This window comes from Streptomyces sp. NPDC006879, assembly GCF_042869595.1.
Taxonomy (GTDB): domain Bacteria; phylum Actinomycetota; class Actinomycetes; order Streptomycetales; family Streptomycetaceae; genus Streptomyces.
The window spans coordinates 1-20,254 of sequence record NZ_JBIAGC010000052.1 but is presented as its reverse complement, the minus strand read 5'-3'; the positions used below and the strand labels follow the sequence as shown (position 1 = coordinate 20,254).

Below are 20,254 nucleotides of genomic sequence, written 5' to 3'. Positions count from 1 at the left end.
CGAGCTCCTCGCCCCGCTCAGCCCGCCAACTGCTCGGTGGCCGCGGCGCTGCGCCCGAGCGCCTGTGCATGCGCGGCGCGGGCGTGCCTGACAACGGCGGGCGCCCATGCGGCGGCCCGGGCCTTCGGGTGCCAGCCGAGCAGGTGCCGCCAGATCAGCGGCACTCCGGCCAGCGGACGGGTCACCAGCCCCGGGGTCGCCGGGAAGGTCGCACGGCACAGCCCCACTGCCCGCCCCACCTGGACCAGGTGCACGCAGGACGCCGTGTCCGTCTCGTACACGCAGGCCGGAGTGAAGCCCGCCCGTACGCACGCCGCGGCGAAGCAGTCGCCGAAGCAGCCGTCTCCCGGCACGTCGGTCCACGCCTCGGCGGCCAACTCCGCCAGGTCGATCTCCGGCCGGGCGGTCAGCGGATGGTCCGCGGACAGCATCACGTACACCGGATCACGTGCCACCTCCACCCAGGCCAGCCGGCCGGGTTCGGGGGGCGCGCTCTCACCGCAGACACCGGTGAGAGCGAAGTCGAGACGGCCCTCCGCAGCGGCGACCGCGATCTCCCGTTCCGACCAGGACGTGTAGGTGGTGACCGGGGCGCCGGGGTCCGCCGCGGCGAGTTGGTCGACCAACGCGCCGAGCAACGGACCGTGGGTACCACCGAGGCGGTAGGAGCAACCGCCGCCGGGACCCCGGTTACGGGCGAACCGCACGGCTTCCTCCTGAAGTTCACAGACCGCGGGCAGCACCACTCTGGCCCGGTCCAGGACGAGGTCTCCCAACGCGGTGGTCCGCACGCCCTCCCGACCGCGCACGAAAAGGGGCCCGCCCAACGCCCTTTCGATGCGCTTGAGCTGGGCGCTGAGGGCGGGCTGAGCGAGCCCCAGACGAGTGGCGGCCTTGGTGAGGCTGCCGGCGTCAGCGATGGCGCGAATGGTCTTGAGGTGCCTCAACTCCAGTTCCATTCCTAGAGCTTGGTCCAGACCACACTGCCACCGCTACACCTCTACCGAACGTCGATGCGGTCCCGGCACGCGTGGTCGGCGTAGTGGGTCTTGAGAACGGGGGCTCGCCGGGACGCCACGGCGCCCGCTCACCCTCCTCCCCCGAGCCCGGCCCCGTCCGCACCTTCGGCCTCGGCGCGCATACGAAACCAGACCGTCTTGCCGACTCCGTCCACCCGCGGCCCGGCCCCCCATGAGTGAGCGAGCGCCGCGACCAGCGTCAGCCCCCGGCCCCCTTCGTCATCCGGCCCCGCCTCGCGGGGCTCGGGCAGGGTCCGGTTCGCGTCGAGCACCGCCACCCACAGGAACCGCCCCGGCCCCGGGCCGCGAAGTGAACAACGCACCCACACCTGCCGCCCGGAAGGGACCCTGGCGTGTCTGCACGCGTTGGTCAGCAACTCACTGAGCAGCAGCACCGCCGTGGCGGCGGTCTCGTCGGGGATCTTCCACTCCGCGGCCTGCGCGACGAGGAGGGCGCGGGCCCGACCGACACTGCGGGGAGTGCGCGGAAACCGCCACTCGATGTGCTGCTCCATGATGCAGAGGGTGACGGAACGGGTATGGCGGGTGAAGTATCGACGGGGGTACCGGCGCGACTTGTACCCGTGGGGTACCCGGCGAGCGCGGAGGTGCGGCTTTGACGGAGACGTGGCGTTACTGCGGCGATCAGATCAAGTTGTGGCGGACGGAGGCGGGGGTGAGCCGGGAGGACCTCGCCGAGGAGTCCGGCTACAGCTACGAGAGCGTCAAGTCCGTGGAACAGGGCCGCCGGCGCCCCACCCGCGCTCTGCTGGAGGCGGCGGACTCGCTGTGCGGAGCCAAGGGCAAGCTGTTGGCCGCCGCGCAGTACCTGAAGCCGGAGCCGTTTCCCGCACGCTCGCAGGAGTTCATGACGGCCGAGGCGGAGGCCATCGCCATCCAGTGGTACGAACCGCTGCTGATCCCGGGGCTGTTGCAGACCGAGGCGTACGCTTCGGCGCTGGTCAGCGGTGACTGCCCACCTCTCGACGACGAGACGATTGAAGAGCGGGTGCGGGCTCGATTGGCACGCCAGTCAGTCATGGATCGCCGCATCAGCACCCTGTACAGCTTCGTCGTACACGAAAACGCCTTGCGGTCGCTGGTCGGGGGCTCAGCCGTCATGGAAAGTCAGCTGCTACACCTCTTGGACATGGGCTCCCGACGGAACATCTCCGTGCAGGTGCTTCGAGTTGGAGAATGCTCCGGTGTGGCCCTGCGAGGGCCGCTGGTCTTACTCGAAACCCCCGAGCACCAACATTGGGCATGGGCCGAAGGACAGGAGACCAGCGCCATGTACTCAAGTCCCGACAAGGTCAGCACCCTCACCCAGGCGCATGCCATGATCCGCATGCACGCTCTGAACAAGGCGGACTCGGCGGAGTTCATTCGGAAGATCGTGGAGGGCCAATGAACAGCCGGCTGACATGGTTCAAATCCAGCTACAGCGACAGCAGCGGTAGCGCGTGTCTCGAAGTCGCGCTGGACTGGCGCACGTCGACGTTCAGCGACGGGCCGGCAGCTGCCTGTGTCGAGGTGGCGGCGCTCGCGCGAGGTGTGCACGTACGGGACTCCAAGTGGGGCGCGGGGAGTCAGTCCTTCTTCGTGGGCGCCCGGGCGTGGACTGCGTTCCTGGCGCGGCTGCCCGGCTGAGTTGCCGCCCGCCGGAGGCTGCCCTCCATCGGGGTGATGAGCGCAACACCGGCCGCCTGCGGATCCCTGCGGCGGCAGGGAACCGTAGGCGAGGGGCGGCAGTGGCCCCTGTTTCCAAGGGCTGACCCCAGCCACACCCCAGGTTCGCGCGAACCAGGACATTTCCCCGCCGTGGGCGCGCGAGAAATGGCCACGCGGGCGCGGACCCGGGCCCGTAAGCTCCCGGCATGCAGGTGATCCAGTCAACGAAGCTCGCCAATGTCTGCTACGAGATCCGCGGACCCGTGCTCGAAGAAGCCATGCGGCTCGAAGCAGCAGGTCATCGCATCCTGAAGCTGAACACCGGGAACCCGGCAGCCTTCGGGTTCGAGTGCCCGCCGGAGATCCTTGAGGACATGCTCCGCAACCTCGGCAACGCACACGGCTACGGGGACGCTAAGGGTCTGCTGTCGGCGCGCCGTGCGGTGATGCAGCACTACCAGACCAAGGGCATCGAGCTCGACGTCGAGGACATCTATCTGGGCAACGGCGTCTCCGAGCTGATCCAGATGGCGATGCAGGCCTTGCTGGACGACGGCGACGAGGTGTTGATCCCGGCGCCCGACTACCCGCTGTGGACCGCTACGGTCTCCCTCTCCGGCGGCACCCCGGTTCACTACCGCTGCGACGAGCAGGCTGACTGGATGCCGGACCTGGCCGACATCGAGCGGAAGATCACGGACCGGACCCGGGCGATCGTCATCATCAACCCGAACAATCCGACGGGTGCGGTGTACGACGAGGAGATGTTGCGCGGGCTCACCGACATCGCCCGGCGACACAAGCTGATCGTCTGCTCGGACGAGATCTACGACAAGATCCTGTACGACGGGGTGACCCACACGCCGACCGCGGCGATCGCCCCGGACCTACTGACCCTGACCTTCAACGGACTGTCGAAGTCGTACCGAGTGGCGGGCTATCGCAGCGGCTGGATGGCGGTGTGCGGGCCGAAGGCGCACGCCTCCTCCTACATCGAGGGCCTCACGATCCTCTCGAACATGCGACTGTGCGCCAACATGCCCGCCCAACACGCGGTGGCCACCGCACTGGGGGGCCGCCAGTCGGTGGAGGACCTGGTCCTACCGGGCGGGCGGCTGGCCGAGCAGCGCGATATCGCGTACGAGCTGCTGACCCGGATCCCGGGCGTGAGCTGCGTGAAGCCCAAGGGCGCCCTGTACGCCTTCCCCAAGCTGGACCCCTCGGTCTACAAGATCAAGGATGACCGGCAGATGGTCCTGGACCTGTTGCGGGCGGAGAAGATCATGATCGTCCACGGCACCGGATTCAACTGGCCGGAGCCGGACCACTTCCGCATCGTGACGTTGCCGAACACCAAGGACCTCGCGGACGCGGTCACCCGGATCGGCACCTTCCTCGACGGGTACGGGCAGCACTGACGGCAGGGCCCACGGCCCAGCGAGATCGAACTCAACTTTAGACTGATTCCAATGTAGGATGGCCCCCTGACCACGCCAGGAGGCCATCCTCATGTACGAACCGATCCGTACCCCGTCGGTCCATCGCATGGGCGACCGCGCCGACTACCCGCACCGCACCCGCGGGGAAGAGCTGGACATCCAGCTCGCCGGACACCTCGGTGCGTTGCTCGCCCTCACCGACGAACTCGGCCTCACCGAAGCAGCGGAGCAGATCGCCGCCCAGATCGCCCGGCTGCGCGGCACCCCGCCGGTCCGGCACGCCGGACTGACCGCGGCCGACACCCCGACCCTGCACCACCGCGCCCGCGAAGTGGCGGGGCGTGCGCTGGTGGTCGCCGCCGCGCGCGCCGACACCGCCGCCGCGATCCTCGCCGCCGAACGCATGGACGCGCACAGCGCCGCACTCGCCCCCGCCGGCGCCCACTGACGGCCCCGGTCCGGGGCCGCGGAGGCCCCGGACCGGGCGCCACGCCCCCGCAACCGCCGAGCGCCGCCGGGCGTCCTCCTCTCTGAACGAGGTTGCGCGATCAAGCAACCGGAACCACCGGTCAGCCCCGACGGAGCCGACCGATCCGGACGGAGGACCACGACGTGGGCATAGTCAGCTGGATCATTCTCGGCCTGTGCGCCGGGGTCATCGCCAAGGTCCTGCTGCCGGGACGTGATCCCGGGCGCCTGATCGGCACCACCGTCATCGGCGTCGCCGGTGCCTTCGTGGGCGGCTGGCTCTCGGCTCGCTTCCTCGACCGCCCGGTGGCGAACCAGTTCTTCGACCTCTACACCTGGGGGGCGGCGATCTGTGGCTCCCTGGTCCTGCTCGTCGCTTACCGGATCCTCTTCGGCAACTCCCGTAACTGAGCGCGTAACTGAGCGCTGCCACACCCGCCCCACCTGAGGACGGCGCACGGCCCGGCCGTCCTCCTCGGGCGTCGGGCCCGGCCGCCGCGGCAGAAGGAGCTCACCCACCTCACCGAACTGACCGGCGGCCGGCTCTCGACGCCACCGGCGCCGCGTCGCTCTCCGGCGCGTCCGAGGAAATCCGTGGCTCCAACTGCCGTCGCTACGCGAGGAGACGCGGCAACCTGCGGCGGTCCTGCATGAGGCGGAGGCCCTGCGCCAGCAGACCCACACCCGCTACCTGAAGGAACGCGGGCAGGCCTGATCCGGGTCGGGGGCGACGCCGGGGGGCGTCGTCGCCTCCGGCCTCATCGGCCGGCCAACTCCCAGGCCGCGAGGACCAGCCCGGCACACGCGGTCAACGCGGCGATGCTGGCCAGTGGCCAGCGGGTGCGTTCCAGGGCGTCGAGGCGCTCCTCCATGTCGGCGAGCTGCTTGTCGGTCTGGTCGCTGCGCTGGACCAGCAGAGCGAGGGAGCCGTCGACGCGGGCGAAACCGGCCTCCAGGGTGCCACGCATCCGTTCCAGTTCGACGGCGACGGTTACCGGGTCGTAAGCCTCAGGCTCGGTCATCGGCCGCCCCCGGGGTGGTACGCAGCCAGGACGGCAGCAGGCCCTGGACACCGGGCAGGGACATCACCCGCGACAGTGCCCCGGCCACCGCCAGGGCGCCCGCGACCCAGGGAAGGGTGGCGGGGAGCCCGGAGGCGTCGACGATCGCGGGCAGGATGAGGGCGAGGCCGACCGCCGTCTGGAGAACGGTGCGGGCGGCACGCCGGGCTGCTTCGGACATGGGGTGGCTCCTTGCTTGCGTGTTACTTCGCGTACGGGACCTTCAGCGCGGTCCAGGAGGTGTGGCCGGGCCAGCCGTCGGCGTCCGAGCCGCTGAACCCGAGCTTGCGCTGCCAGCGGGCGTAACTGTCGCGGTCGGCTTCGGTCCACCGCGGGCCGGGACCGACGGAGTAGGCGGAGCAGCCCTCGGCGACCAGGCGGCGCCCCATGGCCGTGACGATCGGCGAGCTCGGGCACTCCTTGAAGAAGGAGGCACCGGGGAACGGCTGGTAGAGCGGGGTGGCCGGCCGCGTGGCCGCCGGAGCGGTCTTGGTGGGGGCGGCGGAGAGGCGCCCCTGAACGCGCTCGCGCATGCCCGGCATGGCGAAACCGCGCGGGTCCACCTTCCAGTCGGACCACTCCAGGTGGCCGATGACCGATTTGGCGCCCCAGTTGTGCGCCCGACAGATCGCGGCGGAGACCCTTTCGATCGCGTCCAGTTGGGCGGCCGGCCACGGGTCGGCGCCATCTCCGAGGTTGATGCACTCGAAACCGTAGAAGCGGGTGTTGCCGTCGACCGCACCCGCACTGCCCTGGTGCTCGGTGGGTGTCGGCGGGCGGTCCCCGTAGGTCTCGGTGATGACGGCCTGGAGGACCGCGGGGTCCCCGCCCCCGGCGTGGTTGGCGCGGCCGTTACCGACCAGGTAGACGGTGCCGTCCTTGGCGATCACGCCGTGGCAGAGCGGGCCGGGCAGGCTGCTGTAGCCGTCGTAGCACAATTCGACGGACGAGTCGGTGCCGCTGGAGACGGTGTGGTGGATCATGACGCCGTTCACCGGCCCCCACGCTCCGACATGGTTGCGGTTGTGGGTACGCCAGCCTTCGTGTTCGACGACGGTGACACCCTCGGCGAGGAGCGCGGCGAGGAGTTGTTCGGCGGTCAGCGGAGTGGCCATTGAGATTCCTTTCAAGGGGTGGACGCGTGAACGCCCCGGCCGGAGGAACCGGCACGGGGCGTTCACACGGGGAAGGGGGCGGTCAGGACAGTGCTGCCCAGATGGCGTTGGAGTCGGCGACCACGCTTGAGGTGTTGAAGGAGGCGGGCAGTGAGGTCTGTCCGGTGGTGGACAGACGGCCGTGGCGGATGAACTTGCCGGGCATCCGGGCGCTTCCACCGGGGGCCTCACCCATGCTGGCCCCGCGCATGAAGGCGGGCCCGTTGTTGCTGGGGCTCGGCCCGTTGACGACCAGGCCGATCCAGTACTGGCCGGCCGCCGCGTTGTACGCAGAGGACAGCGGGCAGACCACCGTCTTGCCCTCGTTGGCTGTGATCAGCGTGGTGAGGTTGGCGGTCACGCCCACTCGGGTGCCGGTGCTGGTGTACAGGCCCGCGTAGGAAGCGCTGCTCAGGGTTCCGCCGACGTAACCCGAGATGTAGAACACCACGTTCTTGACGGTGGTGGCCGCGTGCAGGGGCACCCCGATCAGGTACACCCAGCCGTTGATGCAGTACTGGTCGGAGTTCGCGGAGCTGGTCGCCGGGTCGAAGGCCCAGCCGGCGAAGCCCATGGAGGCAGGTGACCAGGTGCCGGCCGCGGAGACCGAATCGACGTAGCCGCGGCGGGTCAGCTGGTCGGCGCTGGAGGGGTTGGCGGTGGAGGACGGTGGCACGGCGAAGGTCTTCGTCCCGGTGACGGTCTGCGTGCCGTCGAGCAGCACCGCGTCCCCGGCCGGGACGGCGAGGACATCGGAGGCCGTGAGCGTGACCTGGCCGGCCTGCCCGTTGACGGACTTCACCGGAGCCCCGTTGATCGGTAGATAGCGAAGGTCACCGGCGGCCTGGGTGAGTGCGCTGACGTCGGCCGCGGTCAGGACCACGGCGCCGGTCATTCCGTTGACGGAGGCCACGGCGCCACCGGCGGCCGGCAGTTGAGCGACCGGCACCTTGCCGTCGGCGCCCAGGGTTGCCACACCTCCGGCCGCGCCCGCCGCCGTCGAGGCGAGCGCGGCCACGTCGGCGGCGGTGAGCACCACGTCCGCCGCCGTCTGCCCGTTCACGGACCGGACCGGACCGGCCGGACCCTGCGGTCCGAGCTCTCCGACCGGCCCGGGCGGGCCCGGTACGGCCACGTAGTGCGGGGTGTTGGGGTCGGCGGGGCGGATGTCGGCGAGGTCCACCTCAGGGACGGCCGCGGGCAGCGCGATCTGGTAGTTACGCACACGCTCCATGCCGCCGAGCTTCTCGGTGACCTGGTAGGTCCACTCGACCGGGTTCCAGCCGGGCAGGTCGGTGGCGGGCAGGACCACGCTGATCCGGCCCTCCGCGTCGAGGGTGGCGCGGGTCGGTCCGCCGACGAACACGTCGGCCTCCGCGTGGGTGAGCAGCGCCGGCGGCCGGAACTCGACCGAACCGCTCATCGCGGAGCCGTCCGGAGTCAGATAGCGGGCGGTGACGTGGATGGTGGTGATGGACGGAGGCAGCACGAAGTCTCCTTGTGTAGAGGGAAGGGGCCGACCGGCCCGGCGGGGGCCGGGCCGGCCGGGTGAGGTCAGGTGCGGCCGGGGTCAGGACTGGACGCCGTACAGCGCCAGGGGGCGGCAGCGCACGGTGTCCCCCGCGGTCTGGACCTTCGCCTGGACTTCGAAGGTGACCGTCGCGCTGAACTCGGCGGCGATGGGTTCGGTGAAGACCAAGCCCGCGCCGACCGTGCCCACTGGTCCGACCTGGACGCCGTCCACCAACAGCCGCAGCTGTGCACCAGACGCCCCTTCGGCGGCGATGTGGCAGTGCAGCCTTGGGTGTTGGGCGATTCCGGGGCCCCGGTGGAGGGTGGTCCAGTCGGTGGCGCCGGTCGACTCCCAGCGGCCCGTGTCCACCGGCTCCGGCAGCGGGTACGGGATGTACGGGCGGGCGAGACCGCGCTGCGCGGCGTCGTCAGCGACGACCACGTTGCCGCGCCGGTCGAGGATCTGGACTGGCTGCACCGGCAGCGTGTCGGGGCTGCCCGTCCAGACCGTAAGGGCTAGGGAGCCGTCGTCCCGGCGTACCACCAGGCCCTGTTGGGCGGCGCCGTCCACCCGATCCGGTTCGACCCGCCCGAGGTAGAGCAGGTCCTCGCCGCCGGCCGCGCGCACCCGCAGCCGCCCGCCGTCTCCGATGACCACCTCGCCGCCGCTGATCTGGTTCAGCGGCGGCGAGGTGTTGGCGCTGCCCATCAGTTCCCGGACCTGGCGTTCCAGGTCGCGGATGCGGTCGAGCAGGTCGGTCGGGATGATCGCCACGGCGTCACGCCCCTTCCAGGTAGAGCGTGGCGGTCTCGGCCTTGGTGCGTTGGGGCGGGTTCACCCCGAGGCCGACGATCCGGTAGTGGCGGTTGAGGCCCTCCGGATGCCACAGGTCGTGGATGCGCAGGCGGATCCGGGCGCCCAGGAGCGCCGGGGTGATCTGCCCGTCGAGCAGGACGGTGAGTTCCGGAATGGTCTCCGGCCGGTTCTGCCGGGCGAGTTCGGCCCGGGCCAGCGACCTCAGGGTCCCCTCGTCCTTGACGCCGCTGTGATCGGAGGTCCGCTCCAGGCGCGGCCAACCGCCGTCGAAGTCCTCGGGGGACTCCTCGCTCACGGTCAGCGGTTCGGACTCCTGTGACTGATCGGTGTTGGCCGACTCCCCGCGCGCCACCCATACGTTCGCCTGCACGGTCGAATCGGTGGGGAGGCTGTAGGTGAGGATCTGACCCGGATGGTCGAGGACGATGTCCGCATGCCCAGACTCGATCTTCGGGTGGCCGAGTTGCAGTCGTTTCACCCGACGCCCCTGGGTGTCCCGGTAGCAGTGGATCCGCCATTCGAAACCGTCTGCCAACTGGGCGAGCTTGTCCAGGAGTTCACGGATGCGGGCCAGGCCCGAGTAGGCGTACGCGTAGTCCCGGTGCACCTCGGACCGCTCGTGTCCGAGGCTGATGCCGATGTCCCCGCCGGGCTGCTGCTGGGCGTGCTCCACGAGGGAGCGGGCGATGTCGAACTGTTCGGTGGCCGTACCGAGGAGGTCCCCGGAGAGGATGCGGTGGTCGAGGTAGGAGTCGAAGGTACCGGCCTGGAACTGCACCTTCAGCCGACCCTGTTCGTCGGAGACGGGGGTGCAGGTCCACAGCACCCCGCCCCACCAGATGTCGCCGTCCCGCTCCAGCCAGACCGCGGTGCGGCCGGGCCTCAGCGCCGCCCGGGCCCGGCTGGCGAGTCCGCCGTTCGGTAGCGGGATCGTGGCGGTGAGCGAGCCGGGCTTACCGATGAAGTCGTCGAACTTCGTCTCGGTGAGCGGCAGTACGTCCAGGACCCGGTCGGTGCGCAGATCGCAGAAGAGCGCCCGGTAGACGGGGGTGTTCGCGGAGTTGTTCACCGGCCGCCTCACAGCACCGGGTCGACGCGGATGTAGCGGTTGTCGTACCACACCTTGCTGCTGGTCGCCGAGGAGCGGTAGGCGGAGACGGCGCTGTACGTGGCGCCGGGCTCAAGCCCGTAGATCGGGAAGGTGTGGGAGACCGACTGGGAGCCTCCCTTGTGGGAGACCTGGGCGGCGCGGACCTCGTCGGCCGCGTGCACCAGCACCCCGTTCTTGCGGATGTTGACGGACATCATGCCCCACTGACCGTCCACCGCCGGGTAGCCCATGAACCCGACCGTGATCAGAACCTGCTCGGAGACGGGCGCGATGAAGTTCGCCGTGAGGGTCGGTCCGGTGGTGTCGGTGATGGACTCCACCCAACTGGTGGAGGTGGTGTAGCCGCCGTCGTTGTGGAATGTGAACGTCGAGGGCGGGCTGGCCACTGCGGGGCGCCACACGGTGCCGTCCCAGCGCTGGAGACGACCGGCCTCGTCCCGGTACTGGCCGGTGTACTCCCCCGAGGCCAGGGCTCCCTGCGGGGCGACGCCGCCGACCTGGATGGGGTAGGACACCCAGCGCTCGCCGTCCCAGCGCTGGAACTGGGCGCTGGTGTCCCGGTACTGCCCGCGGTAGCCACCGTTGACGTTGCGGTTCCAGCTCTCGGCGAGGATGCCGCCGGCCGCGACGGTGGGGCGGCGCAGGTCGTAGACGTCGGTGGCCCAGGCGATCCCGCCGGTGCCGACGGATGCTCCGGCCTGCACGGTGACCCGGGCCAGCGCGAGGGCGGCGAGGGGTGTGGTGGGGGCTTCCGGAGTTGCCTTGGGCGTGCCCTTGACGACTTCCAAGGTGGCGCCGGTCTCCCCGAGTCCGTCCGCGGCATCGTCGCGGACCCGCAGGACGACCAGGTCGATGCGGGGGTTACTGGCGTCACCGTCGTCGAAGGTGACCTGTTCGTAGTCGGTCAGCACCACCGGATAGGCGCCGGCCTGCGCGCTGCCCTGGATGACGGCCCGGCCCGGGGAGACCTTGGCGGTCATGCCTACCCCCGCGCCCTCCACGTACAGCGCGTCCATCAGATGCTGGCCGCCGTCCGAGCCGGGCACGACGCCGGAGACCGAACTCAGGGCGCCGGTAGGGGCGAAGGTGCCGACGGGGGCGAGCCGCGTGTCGGTACGGGACTGGCCGGACTCGGTCTCGGTGCGGTTGATCAACCATGCGCTACGCACGGGCATGTTGTCCTCCTGGGTAGTGACGTGCGGAAGGGAAGGGGGGAGAGCGACGCTCACCAGTGGGCGTCGCGCCACAGCACGGTGACCGAGGCCTGCGGGTCGGGCGTCGGGTCGTTCGAGCGGAAGGCCATCGAGGTGGCGCCCGGGGCGAGGTGGAACAGCTGTTCCGGTGCGGAGCGGGTGGTCGCGGTGTAGAGGCGGGAAGCCGTCCCGTTCAGCAGGACGGTGCCCGCTTCGGTGTCCACGCTCAGTACGTCCTGGGCGCCGAGCACGATGTCGTATTCGAGCTGACGGCCGTCGGAGAGCCGGGTCAGCGTGGGCCGGCGCAGCGGTCCCCGGAACTCGATGACCGGGTGGCTGGCGGCCGAGCCCTCGTTGACTGCGCTGAGGGTGCCCGAGGTGCCGGCGCCGCCGAAGTCCAGCGGGAACTCCAGCCCACTGGCCGTGGGTGTCTGCCACTGCAGGCCCGGTTCCGTGCGGGGCAGCACGGCCATGCCCTGGCGCAGTGCCGCACCGAACCGGCGCGGGTCGGTGGCGGTCCACTGCACGCTGGTCTTGGAGGTGCCTCCCCGGACGTACGCGCGGTCCTGGGGCACCACCCGACGGCTGACCCGGGCGCGCACCGCGAGGGTTTCGCCGTGCAGGCGCACGGCCAGCCACTGTTCGCCGCCGTCGGCTCCGGTGGCGGCCCGGAAGGCGGCGGTCACCTCGTGGGCGCGCGCCGCGTCCTCGGGGAGCAGCCAGACGGTCGCGCCGATCAGCCGGGGTTGGGCCCATCGGGCACCGGGCCAGGCACCGTGTTGGTCGGGTCGGGGCACGTCACCGGTGTCGAGGACCGGGAGGTCGTCCCAACCGGTGATGCCGGTGCGGTCGATCTGGTAGGGGGTACCGGGCCCCATCAGCAGTCCGGCCCACTGGATCTGCCCGTCGCGGGTGATCAGTGAGCCGGGTTCCGTCTCGGTTCTGTATGCGTTTGTGTACACGGCCATGACGGGCCGTCACCTCACTTCTGTTCGGTCACTGCTTCAGGCGACGGCCGCCTCGTGCAGGAACAGCAGGTCCGCGGCCACCGCGAGCGGACCGCGGCCCTCGGCCGCGTCATACGCGTGCAGCCGCGCGCGCTGCGGGGGATGGGCCCGGGCTTCGGGTACGCGGTGGCCGCTCTCGGCCGGCCGCAGCCGTTCCAGCGAGGACAGCGGACGAACGGCACCGGGGCCGCCGCCGGGCGAGGGCTGGACGACGCCGCCCTCGGCGAGCTGCGGGATCTTCGACAGATGGACGCCGAACTTCACCCCGAAGTGGTCGAAGCTGATGCTGTTCAGGCCGTCGATGACCCAGTTGGCGAAGGCGATCAGACCGTTCAGCGGTCCTTTGATGACGCCCAGCAGGTTCTGCATGCCCGCGGTGAGGAAGTCGCCGATACCACGGAGGGTGCCGGTCATCGCGTCCTTCACCCGGGTGAACATGTCCGGGATCTTCTTGGTGATCCAGTCCAGGACGGGCTGGATCACCTTCTTGAAGCCGCCCCAGGCGGCACGGATCAGGCCGGTGAGGGCGCCCGTCGCCGAGGAGAGCGCGGAACGGGCGCCGTTGAAGCCCTTGGAAAGGACCCCGCCAACCCCCTTGACCACGCCCGTGATGATCGTCTTGACCGCGGTGAAGTACAGCGAGATCACCTTGGCGTACCCCTGGATCACCGGGGCGAGGAACTTCCCGATGGCCCGGAACACCTTGAGGACCTGATCGAAGACCTGCTTCATGATCTTCTGTCCGGCCTCGGAGTTCATCGCGAAGGTGATGATCGCCGCGACCAACGGCACGATCAGGCTGAGGAGGAAGCCGAGCGGGTTGGCCCGCATCGCCACGTTCACCGCCGTCATCGCGCCGGAGGCCACCGTGAGGGCGCCGCCGAAGAGGCCCATCAGCCTCGATACGGTGCCCGATGCCTTACCGAACACACCGACCATCGAACCGAAGAGCCCCGCCCCGGAGGCGAGCGAACCCAGCGGGCCCGCCGCGCTCCGGGCCTTGGCGCCGCCCGACTTCAACCGAGTCGCCGCGGTACCAGCCGTACGCCCGGTCCTGGTCAGCGAGCGGCCGGCGACCTCGGCCCGGCTCTTGAACTGGCGCAACGTCGTACCGGCGCCCGCCGCACCGCCCCTGATGCCGTCCGCGGCCGAGGCAGCCCTGCGAACGGCTCCGTTCAGGCTCTTCAGTGAACGGGTGGTGCCCCCCAGCCGGGCGCGGAAGGTGCCCAGCGCCGATGCGACACCGGCGAGCGGGTCCGGGCCGAACGAGAGGGCCGCGGCACTCATCCGCGGGCCTTGGACAGGAACAGCAGGGCGTGGGCGGTCTCCCTCATGTCACTGGAGGACGCCTCGTAGTAGTTCTCGATCTGGAAGCCGGCGGTTGAACCCGCCCCCGAGTTGAGCGCTTCGGCGCGGGCCCGACGGGCGGTGTGCCGCATCAGCCGGTCCAGCTTGGACAGCGGCAGCACGGCCTCGGCCTCACCGGCCTCGGCCACCAGGGCGTGGACGCCACCGCGACGGGGCTGGACCACACCGCCCTCAGCGAGCCGGGGGATGGTGGGCAGGTGTACGCCGAAGGTCTTGCCGCCGACGAGGGGCACCCAGCCGGGGATCGAGACCTTGATGCCGTTGAGCTTGCGGATGGCGGAGTTGATCAGGTCGATGACTGCGTTGATCGGGCCCTTGACCGCCCCCTTGATCTTGCCGAAGGCTCGCCCTGCGATGTCCTTGAGCCCGCCCCAGACGCGGGAGAGCTTGTCCTTGACTGCGGTGAAGGCCCGGGGGACGACGTCCCTGATCCAGTTGACGACCGGGGTGATGATCTTCTTGATGCCGTTCCAGACGCTGGAGATGACCTTCTTCACGGCGTTCATCACCGTCGTGATGATCTTCTTCCAGGCGTTGAAGTAGGTCGTGATGACCTTGGCCACGGCCTTGATGACGACCGTGATGGCCTTCTTGATGCCGTCCCAAACCTTCTTGATCAGGACACCGGCCTTCTTCATGATCGGCCCGACGACCTTCATGACCGAGCTGATGACCTTCTTGATCGCACCGAAGGCGACCTTCAGGACCTTCTGCATGGTCTTGGAGCGGGTGGCCATCTCGACCACCTTCTCGATGAGCGGGGCGAAGAGCGAGAGCAGGGTGCCGATGATGTTGCCCTTCATCGACTTGTTCAGGCCCTTCATGCCCTTGGACGCCTTGTCGGCGCCGGACTTGAACTTCCCGACCTGGGTGCCGCTCTTCTGACCGGTCTTTCCGGCCCTGGCCATGGACCGCTCGGCCTTGTCCGCGGCGCGCTGCATCTTCTGCAGCTCGCGGGCGGACCCGGAGGCCGAGGACTTGATCTTGCTGAGTTCGCGGTCACTGGAACGGGCTCCACGCTGGAGTCCGACCGCACTCTTTCCTGCGGAATCCAAGCCTCTCTTGAATGTGCTCAGCTTGGTCGAGGCTCTACCCAGAGAGCTCACGAAGGACATGGGTACCCCTTATCTTCCGTCCAGGATTGCAGCGGCACGATCGAGCTCCCGCTGCAATCCCTTGAGTTCGGCCATCCGCAGGTCGCGCATGGCCAAGAACGCCCGACGGTGCTCCCCCTGGGCCTGCCTGGCCATACGATCGGCCTGTCGAATCAGCCCACCCCGGCGCCGGACGTCCTCTTCGATCCGCCCGATCCTCCGCTTGATGTCCTCGTACTGCTCCAACTCACGGCGCCGCCGGTCCTCACCGCTGTCAGAATCACGCGTGGGGCCACTTCCTTCGGATTCGAGTAGCCCTCCTAGCTCTTCCTCGACGCCTCCCCTGGGGAAAAGTTTCGAGAGAATTCCCTTCCAGGAAATCCTCTCCTTCCCCATGACGGAAATACCGGACGGCGTGAACTCGATCAGGTCGGGCGAGAACGTGACGAGGCTGGGGTCGAACTTGAATGTCTGCGTGCTGTAGTACAGCCACTGACTGGACGCGTTGATGCCGTTGTCCTCGCCATCCGCCGGCTTCAGTGCGTCTGCCGCCGCATCCAATCCGGCACCCGACAAACTAAGTACAGTGCCGACACCGGTCAGCTTCTCGCAAACCGCCCTGATGATTTTCCATTGGTCTTCTGTGATGATTTCATCGGCCATGCGACCCAAACTCCTTCCGTCATGCTATAATTCCGGCCATCCATTAGAAAAGGGGTAAAATGAGTGGACTCGGCGGCCTGGCACTTGGACTCTTCCTTCTGTTTATTGCCTGCGGAATTCTTTGGGCCACTCAATTTATGGGCCGAAGGGCGTTCAACCAATTCCGCCTCAGGAAGCGCGGCGTGCGCATTCAGGGGGAATGTCTCGGATATGTGAGCATGCGCGACGGAAGCCGGGTGGTTGTGAAGTACCAACCACCCGGGGGCGAGATCCACAAGGTGACCCTGGACGCATGGGAAGGGATGCTGCCGGCGATCGGGAGCCCGGTGGCCCTCACCTATCTCCCCACAAGCCCACACGTAGCCGATAAGTGGCCGATTCGGTTCTTCGGCATACGCGCGGCATTCGCGTTCGTCTTCGTGCCACTCCTCGCCTGGTTCGGGCTCGGCTTCGCAGTCACCGGCACGCTCCTGGTTTTCACCACATTCTTCTGAAGGTTCCCGGAGTCCCGGCGGAGCGGCGCAAGGCGGAGCGGCGTTCCCACAGCTGGCACATTTCGTTGATCCGACCTCGCGACGGGGCGATGCGGCTCTCACCATGCGCCCGCCGGTTCCGAAACGGGAACAGCTTTGGCGGCTGAGCCCCTTGACCGGCCCCGCGATAGGCTCGACGATGCATTTCTGGAATCCGTGCCCATATTTCCGGTGACTTCGAGTCCTTCCGGCGCGACGGACACGACTTCCGTATCCCGCCTGAAACACCGATTTCCGAAATCGACACCCTGGGCAGCCTCGTTCCAAGAATGCAATCCCGGAGTGCGCTTGCCGCAAAACCCCCGTCGCCCACAACCCCGGCAACCCTGCCGACTGCGAATTCCTGCCCCCTGTCGACGGGGAGGCTGTTCAGGATCGCGTCCGGAGCCGTCGTGCTGGATCTGGGAGCCGTGTTGGTCCTCGGCGCCCATGTCCTGCGAGAGGGCCGTGGCAGCCTTCCCGGCTCCCCGCCGGAAGGTGGTGACCCTCCCCGTCCACGGGGGTCGACAGCCACCGTTCTCCGGGTGAGAGGACTCCTCGCCGGCGTCTGCGGTGGGCGAGCCGCAGAGCCGGCGACAGTTGTCAACATCCCGCACGGTTCACGCGAAGAAGCTCACCAGCTCCACCCGGCTCGGCCCCTCGGGCTCCGGCTCCGGCGCGGCAGAACCGTCCCGACCGGGCACGGCACCGGCCGTCACGTCCGGGTCACCCCCCGGCCTCGGCACGGGGACCGGGGCCTGCGGCGGGTCGGATTCCTCGTCGGTGTTGACGCAGGCGAACATCCAGTTGGCGGCGGCGAGATGGTCCACGGCAGCGGCCAGGAGGTAGTCGGTGACCTTCCACTGGGAGTCCTCCCCGTGGAGTTCGCGGCCCACTGCGCTGTCCTGTGGCATGTGCTTGACCAGCACCGCGAGCCGGCGGGAAGAGAGCCTGCCGCGGTGCCAGTCGAGCAGGTCCACGCCGTAGTGCCGCAGTAGGTCGGCTTCGAGGGCCTCGGCGTGTTCGGCTACGAACTCGTCGAGGCTCAGCCTTCCCCCAGGCCCAGCCCCGTCTCCTTGCCGTAGGCCTCAAGGATCGCGGCAACGTCCTGCATCGTGATGTCGTGGCGCTCAAAGCGCTCGAACTGCCGCTCGCCCAACAACAGCCTCAGCAGCCCGTCCACGTCGTTGTCGTCGAGGCCGCGCAGTGATTTGGCCACGGCGCGGGAGAGTTCGGTGGGCAGTTCGAAGGTGTCGCCGTCGAGTTCGAAGGACCAGGAGTGGCCTAGTGCCTCCATGCGCTGGGCGCGGGCGGCGTTGACGTCGAAGGAAGCCATGGGTTTTCTCCGTTTGCGAGAAGTAGAGGTGGAGCGGGGGTGAAGGAGGTGCCGGGTGGGTGCCGACCGGGATCGGCACCCACCCGACGGGGTGTTACACGGTGGCGTAGGCCCCGTCCTTCATCACGAAGGTGGCGAGCGCCTGGCCCTCGCCCGGCGACAGCGCGGTGAAGGTGACGCCGAGCATCGCCGCCGCCTTACGGGCGAGCTTGAGGTCGTCGGTGGCCGTCACCTGGCCGCGCGGGATGACGAAGCGGTAGGTGACCGCCGAGCCGTCGGTGAACTCCAGACCCAGGGCCCGCTCGTCGAAGGTCGGGCCGTCCGGCACGTCGAACTCGTAGACGCCGGGGTTGTTGGTGTTGTCGTTGCGGAAGTCGGTCTTCTTGCCCCCGAGGAAGAACGGCAGGGTGTCCTCGTTGAACTGGAGCATGGCGAACTTCAGCGTCAGGTCCCGGTCCGCGTAGACGAACCGGGCCGGGCTGATGGACTGCCAGGTCTCCACCGCGTCGAGCTTGTCCTTCTTGGAGAAGGTCACCCCGTCGGTGGAGGTGTACCCGAGGTCCGTCCAGCCGGTGCCCCAGTCGGCGGCCGGGTTGTCGGTGAAGGTCGTGGGCAGCGCGGCGCCGACCTCGGCGACGAGGATGCGGCCGGTGCCGGCGACGCGGATCTCGGAGGCGTTGTTGCCTGCCATGGGAACTCCTTTTGATCGGTTGGTTGGTGCGGTGTGGCTGCCGTGGGTACGGCAAAGGCCCCGCCGGTTCCGGCGGGGCCTGGTCAGTGGCGTACGGGCGGGAGGTCAGCCCGTGCGGAGGGAGAGCCGCAACACGCACAGGTAGCGGTTGGCGGCGGTGTAGAGGTAGTCGGGCAGCCAGCGCGGGCCGTCGGCTTCCACGACATCGGTGATGAGCGTCGTGCCGTACGTGGTGCCGGCCGCCCGGAGCAGCTCGGACCTGGCCGCGTTGGCCAACAGGTGTGCGGTCGGCTTGTCGGGGCCGTAGACCTCCAGCTCGATCAACGGCTGGTCGAGGTGGAGGTCGTCGATCCAGGCCCCGCCTCGGCGAGAGACGATCACGGCCTGCTGGGTGCCGTCGAATCCGGGCGGCGGGGTCTCGTCGACGACCGCCCCCGCCAGCTCCGGCCGGTCGGCGAGGAGGTCCACGACGATGGCCTCCACGTCCGGGAAGGTGCTCGGTGCTGAGCTCATGACGTGGCATCACTCCTATGGAGGAAAGGGGACCTGACACAGAGCGGCGGCGGAGCCGGGCCCTGGAGGGAGGGGGGCACAGCTCCGCCGCTGCACCCATTGTGATTCAGATCGTGCGAGCGCGCAACCAGTTCGTGCGCAGTCGATCTTTAAGGGTGCGCGTAGTGAGTGGTGGGTCGCTCCTCGTGCGCGCTACCCTCGGGACCCTCGAACAGGAATTCGAAAGGTGGGGTGCGTGTGGCCAGCGAAACCGGCAGTGCGCAAGAACGACTGACCGAGGTGGTCGCGGCAGCCGTGGAAGTGGCAGCAGAAGCCGGCGAGTCCGGGACGTACAGCGGTGAGGTGGCCAGAACCCTCACCGCCCTGGTGATCAAGGTCGGGGCACGGATCGCGGTGGACGCCGAGGTGCGCGGTTTCACCAGCGGATGGCAGGAGGCCGTCCACACCACCTCACCCTCGCCCCTGGCCCAGGACCCCCACCACGCCCGACACCAGCCGGACCGCCGCGCCGCATGAACCCCGCACGCACTGCGCTCGACCAGGCACCGCTCCACCACCGAACGCGACACACCCGCCCAAGCACCGCATCAGCGTGCGTACGCCCCTTGCCCGCGCCCCGGCACCAAGACCCCGGACCAGGCCGCCCGCCGGCGCCGCGCCGTACGACGTTCACCCCGCTCCCCCGCCAGGACCGGCCCGAGGCCCGCAGCACCCCGCCCATCGGACGGCCAACGCCGCCACAAGAGGAGTGGCCAAGAAGGGAGTTCACCTCATGAACCAGCCCGCAGGATCGCCCCCCACAACCCCCACACCGCGCATCCGGACCATCTTCCTGCCCGCGGGACGGATCACCCTCCACGACCGGCGGACCCGGCGCAGTTGGCCGGTCGAGCTCGCCCCCTACCGACTCGCCGCGTTCCCGGTCACCCAGGACCTGTACGCGCAGGTCACCGGCGAACGGCCGAGCACGACACACGCGGACCGGCTTCCTGTGGAGGGGGTGTCCTGGTGGGACGCCGTGCGGTTCTGCAACGCCCTGTCCCACCGCGAGGGCCGCACCCCCGCCTACGAGCTCCCGGCCCCTAACGAGGAAGCGGAATCCTCTCCCATCTGGAACACCGCGGCGAACGGTTACCGGCTACCCACCGAAGCCGAATGGGAGTACGCCTGCCGCGCCGGCACCACGGGGCCGCACTACGGTCCGCTCGACGAGATCGCCTGGTACCGCGACAACGCACGGGAACGCCCCCAGGAGGTGGGCGGCAAACGGCCCAACTCCTGGGGCCTGTACGACATGCTGGGGAACGTCTGGGACTGGTGCTGGGACGTCTACGACGCCGAGGTGTACGGCAACTACCGGGTGCTGCGCGGTGGCGGCTGGTTCGACGAGCACTGGAGCGTCCGGGCCTCCGCACGCCGTCGCAGCCACCCGACCTTCCGGGTCGAGGACGTCGGCTTCCGGCTCGCGTGCAACGCGGACCACTGACCCGCCCGCATCCGCCCGGTGCCCTGCGGCGGGGCAACGGAAGAGGGGGGGGGGGGGGGGGGGGGGGGGGGGGGGGGGGGGGGGGGGGGGGGGGGGGGGGGGGGGGGGGGGGGGGGGGGGGGGGGGGGGGGGGGGGGGG

General features: G+C 69.4%; 25 protein-coding genes. 8 read left to right on the top strand and 17 right to left on the bottom strand.

Features of this window, described 5'->3' with window-relative positions:
• Positions 1 to 17: 17 nt before the first annotated feature.
• Both ACFYMC_RS26400 and ACFYMC_RS26395 read right to left on the bottom strand, forming a co-directional pair.
• Positions 18 to 959: a LysR family transcriptional regulator gene (locus ACFYMC_RS26400; protein WP_388529547.1), complete on the bottom strand. Its 942-nt coding sequence runs from the start codon at positions 957 to 959 to the stop codon at positions 18 to 20.
• A gap of 128 nt (positions 960 to 1,087) precedes the next feature.
• Complete coding sequence (locus ACFYMC_RS26395) at positions 1,088 to 1,534, bottom strand: ATP-binding protein (protein ID WP_388529545.1); 447 nt, start codon at positions 1,532 to 1,534, stop codon at positions 1,088 to 1,090.
• Between the two features lie 101 nt (positions 1,535 to 1,635).
• On the opposite strand from ACFYMC_RS26395, the gene ACFYMC_RS26390 reads away from it, so the two are divergent.
• From ACFYMC_RS26390 to ACFYMC_RS26370, 5 genes are all read left to right on the top strand, one after another.
• On the top strand, positions 1,636 to 2,430 hold the full coding sequence (locus ACFYMC_RS26390; protein ID WP_388529543.1) for a helix-turn-helix domain-containing protein: 795 nt from the start codon (positions 1,636 to 1,638) through the stop codon (positions 2,428 to 2,430).
• Positions 2,427 to 2,669: a DUF397 domain-containing protein gene (locus tag ACFYMC_RS26385; RefSeq protein ID WP_388529541.1), complete on the top strand. Its 243-nt coding sequence runs from the start codon at positions 2,427 to 2,429 to the stop codon at positions 2,667 to 2,669. The genes ACFYMC_RS26390 and ACFYMC_RS26385 overlap by 4 nt, the downstream gene beginning before the upstream one ends.
• A gap of 227 nt (positions 2,670 to 2,896) precedes the next feature.
• Positions 2,897 to 4,108 carry a pyridoxal phosphate-dependent aminotransferase gene (locus ACFYMC_RS26380; RefSeq protein ID WP_388529539.1) on the top strand — a complete coding sequence of 404 codons (1,212 nt, stop codon included), beginning with the start codon at positions 2,897 to 2,899 and terminating at the stop codon, positions 4,106 to 4,108.
• A 91-nt stretch (positions 4,109 to 4,199) separates the two neighbouring features.
• Positions 4,200 to 4,577 carry a hypothetical protein gene (locus tag ACFYMC_RS26375; RefSeq protein ID WP_388529537.1) on the top strand — a complete coding sequence of 126 codons (378 nt, stop codon included), beginning with the start codon at positions 4,200 to 4,202 and terminating at the stop codon, positions 4,575 to 4,577.
• Positions 4,578 to 4,741: 164 nt separating this feature from the next.
• On the top strand, positions 4,742 to 5,008 hold the full coding sequence (locus ACFYMC_RS26370) for a GlsB/YeaQ/YmgE family stress response membrane protein (protein WP_388529535.1): 267 nt from the start codon (positions 4,742 to 4,744) through the stop codon (positions 5,006 to 5,008).
• A gap of 347 nt (positions 5,009 to 5,355) precedes the next feature.
• Here the strand turns inward: ACFYMC_RS26370 and ACFYMC_RS26365 are convergent, their stop codons facing one another.
• From ACFYMC_RS26365 to ACFYMC_RS26315, 11 genes are all read right to left on the bottom strand, one after another.
• Positions 5,356 to 5,619, bottom strand: a complete 264-nt coding sequence (locus ACFYMC_RS26365) for a hypothetical protein (RefSeq protein ID WP_388529533.1) — start codon at positions 5,617 to 5,619, stop codon at positions 5,356 to 5,358.
• Positions 5,606 to 5,839, bottom strand: coding sequence for a hypothetical protein (locus ACFYMC_RS26360; RefSeq protein WP_388529531.1), 234 nt, complete (start codon positions 5,837 to 5,839; stop codon positions 5,606 to 5,608). Before ACFYMC_RS26360 ends, ACFYMC_RS26365 begins: the two co-directional genes overlap by 14 nt.
• Before the next feature lie 22 nt (positions 5,840 to 5,861).
• Entirely contained in the window at positions 5,862 to 6,773 is a 912-nt protein-coding gene (locus ACFYMC_RS26355) for a peptidoglycan-binding protein (protein ID WP_388529529.1), read from the bottom strand.
• A gap of 82 nt (positions 6,774 to 6,855) precedes the next feature.
• A complete protein-coding gene (locus ACFYMC_RS26350; protein WP_388529528.1) occupies positions 6,856 to 8,301 on the bottom strand; it encodes a phage tail protein in 1,446 nt (481 codons plus the stop codon).
• 81 nt (positions 8,302 to 8,382) lie between these two features.
• Complete coding sequence (locus ACFYMC_RS26345) at positions 8,383 to 9,099, bottom strand: hypothetical protein (protein ID WP_388529526.1); 717 nt, start codon at positions 9,097 to 9,099, stop codon at positions 8,383 to 8,385.
• 4 nt (positions 9,100 to 9,103) lie between these two features.
• Positions 9,104 to 10,210: a hypothetical protein gene (locus ACFYMC_RS26340; protein ID WP_388529524.1), complete on the bottom strand. Its 1,107-nt coding sequence runs from the start codon at positions 10,208 to 10,210 to the stop codon at positions 9,104 to 9,106.
• An 8-nt stretch (positions 10,211 to 10,218) separates the two neighbouring features.
• Positions 10,219 to 11,427, bottom strand: coding sequence for a hypothetical protein (locus ACFYMC_RS26335; RefSeq protein ID WP_388529523.1), 1,209 nt, complete (start codon positions 11,425 to 11,427; stop codon positions 10,219 to 10,221).
• 50 nt (positions 11,428 to 11,477) lie between these two features.
• Positions 11,478 to 12,413 carry a phage distal tail protein gene (locus ACFYMC_RS26330; protein ID WP_388529521.1) on the bottom strand — a complete coding sequence of 312 codons (936 nt, stop codon included), beginning with the start codon at positions 12,411 to 12,413 and terminating at the stop codon, positions 11,478 to 11,480.
• A gap of 36 nt (positions 12,414 to 12,449) precedes the next feature.
• Positions 12,450 to 13,739: a tape-measure protein gene (locus tag ACFYMC_RS26325; RefSeq protein ID WP_388529519.1), complete on the bottom strand. Its 1,290-nt coding sequence runs from the start codon at positions 13,737 to 13,739 to the stop codon at positions 12,450 to 12,452.
• Positions 13,736 to 14,935, bottom strand: a complete 1,200-nt coding sequence (locus ACFYMC_RS26320) for a phage tail protein (RefSeq protein WP_388529517.1) — start codon at positions 14,933 to 14,935, stop codon at positions 13,736 to 13,738. Before ACFYMC_RS26320 ends, ACFYMC_RS26325 begins: the two co-directional genes overlap by 4 nt.
• A gap of 9 nt (positions 14,936 to 14,944) precedes the next feature.
• Entirely contained in the window at positions 14,945 to 15,577 is a 633-nt protein-coding gene (locus tag ACFYMC_RS26315) for a hypothetical protein (protein ID WP_388529515.1), read from the bottom strand.
• A 59-nt stretch (positions 15,578 to 15,636) separates the two neighbouring features.
• Here ACFYMC_RS26315 and ACFYMC_RS26310 point away from each other — a divergent pair, with 59 nt between their 5' ends.
• On the top strand, positions 15,637 to 16,071 hold the full coding sequence (locus ACFYMC_RS26310) for a hypothetical protein (protein WP_388529514.1): 435 nt from the start codon (positions 15,637 to 15,639) through the stop codon (positions 16,069 to 16,071).
• A gap of 638 nt (positions 16,072 to 16,709) precedes the next feature.
• On the opposite strand, the gene ACFYMC_RS26305 is transcribed toward ACFYMC_RS26310, so the two are convergent.
• The 4 genes from ACFYMC_RS26305 to ACFYMC_RS26290 all read right to left on the bottom strand — a co-directional run bounded on the left by ACFYMC_RS26305 (position 16,710) and on the right by ACFYMC_RS26290 (position 18,629).
• Positions 16,710 to 17,069 carry a hypothetical protein gene (locus tag ACFYMC_RS26305; RefSeq protein ID WP_388529512.1) on the bottom strand — a complete coding sequence of 120 codons (360 nt, stop codon included), beginning with the start codon at positions 17,067 to 17,069 and terminating at the stop codon, positions 16,710 to 16,712.
• Between the two features lie 65 nt (positions 17,070 to 17,134).
• Entirely contained in the window at positions 17,135 to 17,425 is a 291-nt protein-coding gene (locus tag ACFYMC_RS26300; protein ID WP_388529510.1) for a hypothetical protein, read from the bottom strand.
• 94 nt (positions 17,426 to 17,519) lie between these two features.
• Positions 17,520 to 18,116, bottom strand: a complete 597-nt coding sequence (locus tag ACFYMC_RS26295) for a phage tail protein (RefSeq protein ID WP_388529508.1) — start codon at positions 18,114 to 18,116, stop codon at positions 17,520 to 17,522.
• 105 nt (positions 18,117 to 18,221) lie between these two features.
• Positions 18,222 to 18,629: a hypothetical protein gene (locus ACFYMC_RS26290; protein ID WP_388529507.1), complete on the bottom strand. Its 408-nt coding sequence runs from the start codon at positions 18,627 to 18,629 to the stop codon at positions 18,222 to 18,224.
• A 237-nt stretch (positions 18,630 to 18,866) separates the two neighbouring features.
• Between ACFYMC_RS26290 and ACFYMC_RS26285 the strand changes: the two genes are divergently transcribed.
• Together ACFYMC_RS26285 and ACFYMC_RS26280 are read left to right on the top strand one after the other, a co-directional pair.
• A complete protein-coding gene (locus tag ACFYMC_RS26285; protein ID WP_388529505.1) occupies positions 18,867 to 19,145 on the top strand; it encodes a hypothetical protein in 279 nt (92 codons plus the stop codon).
• 256 nt (positions 19,146 to 19,401) lie between these two features.
• Positions 19,402 to 20,115 (top strand): formylglycine-generating enzyme family protein, encoded by a 714-nt coding sequence (locus ACFYMC_RS26280; protein ID WP_388529504.1) that lies wholly within the window; start codon positions 19,402 to 19,404, stop codon positions 20,113 to 20,115.
• Positions 20,116 to 20,254: the final 139 nt, after the last annotated feature.

What these genes read in the sequence shown, in the direction of transcription:
- ACFYMC_RS26290 (WP_388529507.1), bottom strand. Translation starts at nt 18,629, where the DNA reads ATGAGCTCAGCACCGAGCACCTTCCCGGACGTGGAGGCCATCGTCGTG.
- ACFYMC_RS26380 (WP_388529539.1), top strand. Translation starts at nt 2,897, where the DNA reads ATGCAGGTGATCCAGTCAACGAAGCTCGCCAATGTCTGCTACGAGATC.
- ACFYMC_RS26300 (WP_388529510.1), bottom strand. Translation starts at nt 17,425, where the DNA reads ATGGCTTCCTTCGACGTCAACGCCGCCCGCGCCCAGCGCATGGAGGCA.
- ACFYMC_RS26375 (WP_388529537.1), top strand. Translation starts at nt 4,200, where the DNA reads ATGTACGAACCGATCCGTACCCCGTCGGTCCATCGCATGGGCGACCGC.
- ACFYMC_RS26295 (WP_388529508.1), bottom strand. Translation starts at nt 18,116, where the DNA reads ATGGCAGGCAACAACGCCTCCGAGATCCGCGTCGCCGGCACCGGCCGC.
- ACFYMC_RS26330 (WP_388529521.1), bottom strand. Translation starts at nt 12,413, where the DNA reads ATGGCCGTGTACACAAACGCATACAGAACCGAGACGGAACCCGGCTCA.
- ACFYMC_RS26395 (WP_388529545.1), bottom strand. Translation starts at nt 1,534, where the DNA reads ATGGAGCAGCACATCGAGTGGCGGTTTCCGCGCACTCCCCGCAGTGTC.
- ACFYMC_RS26385 (WP_388529541.1), top strand. Translation starts at nt 2,427, where the DNA reads ATGAACAGCCGGCTGACATGGTTCAAATCCAGCTACAGCGACAGCAGC.
- ACFYMC_RS26355 (WP_388529529.1), bottom strand. Translation starts at nt 6,773, where the DNA reads ATGGCCACTCCGCTGACCGCCGAACAACTCCTCGCCGCGCTCCTCGCC.
- ACFYMC_RS26325 (WP_388529519.1), bottom strand. Translation starts at nt 13,739, where the DNA reads ATGAGTGCCGCGGCCCTCTCGTTCGGCCCGGACCCGCTCGCCGGTGTC.
- ACFYMC_RS26360 (WP_388529531.1), bottom strand. Translation starts at nt 5,839, where the DNA reads ATGTCCGAAGCAGCCCGGCGTGCCGCCCGCACCGTTCTCCAGACGGCG.
- ACFYMC_RS26400 (WP_388529547.1), bottom strand. Translation starts at nt 959, where the DNA reads ATGGAACTGGAGTTGAGGCACCTCAAGACCATTCGCGCCATCGCTGAC.
- ACFYMC_RS26365 (WP_388529533.1), bottom strand. Translation starts at nt 5,619, where the DNA reads ATGACCGAGCCTGAGGCTTACGACCCGGTAACCGTCGCCGTCGAACTG.
- ACFYMC_RS26310 (WP_388529514.1), top strand. Translation starts at nt 15,637, where the DNA reads ATGAGTGGACTCGGCGGCCTGGCACTTGGACTCTTCCTTCTGTTTATT.
- ACFYMC_RS26320 (WP_388529517.1), bottom strand. Translation starts at nt 14,935, where the DNA reads ATGTCCTTCGTGAGCTCTCTGGGTAGAGCCTCGACCAAGCTGAGCACA.
- ACFYMC_RS26315 (WP_388529515.1), bottom strand. Translation starts at nt 15,577, where the DNA reads ATGGCCGATGAAATCATCACAGAAGACCAATGGAAAATCATCAGGGCG.
- ACFYMC_RS26280 (WP_388529504.1), top strand. Translation starts at nt 19,402, where the DNA reads ATGAACCAGCCCGCAGGATCGCCCCCCACAACCCCCACACCGCGCATC.
- ACFYMC_RS26335 (WP_388529523.1), bottom strand. Translation starts at nt 11,427, where the DNA reads ATGCCCGTGCGTAGCGCATGGTTGATCAACCGCACCGAGACCGAGTCC.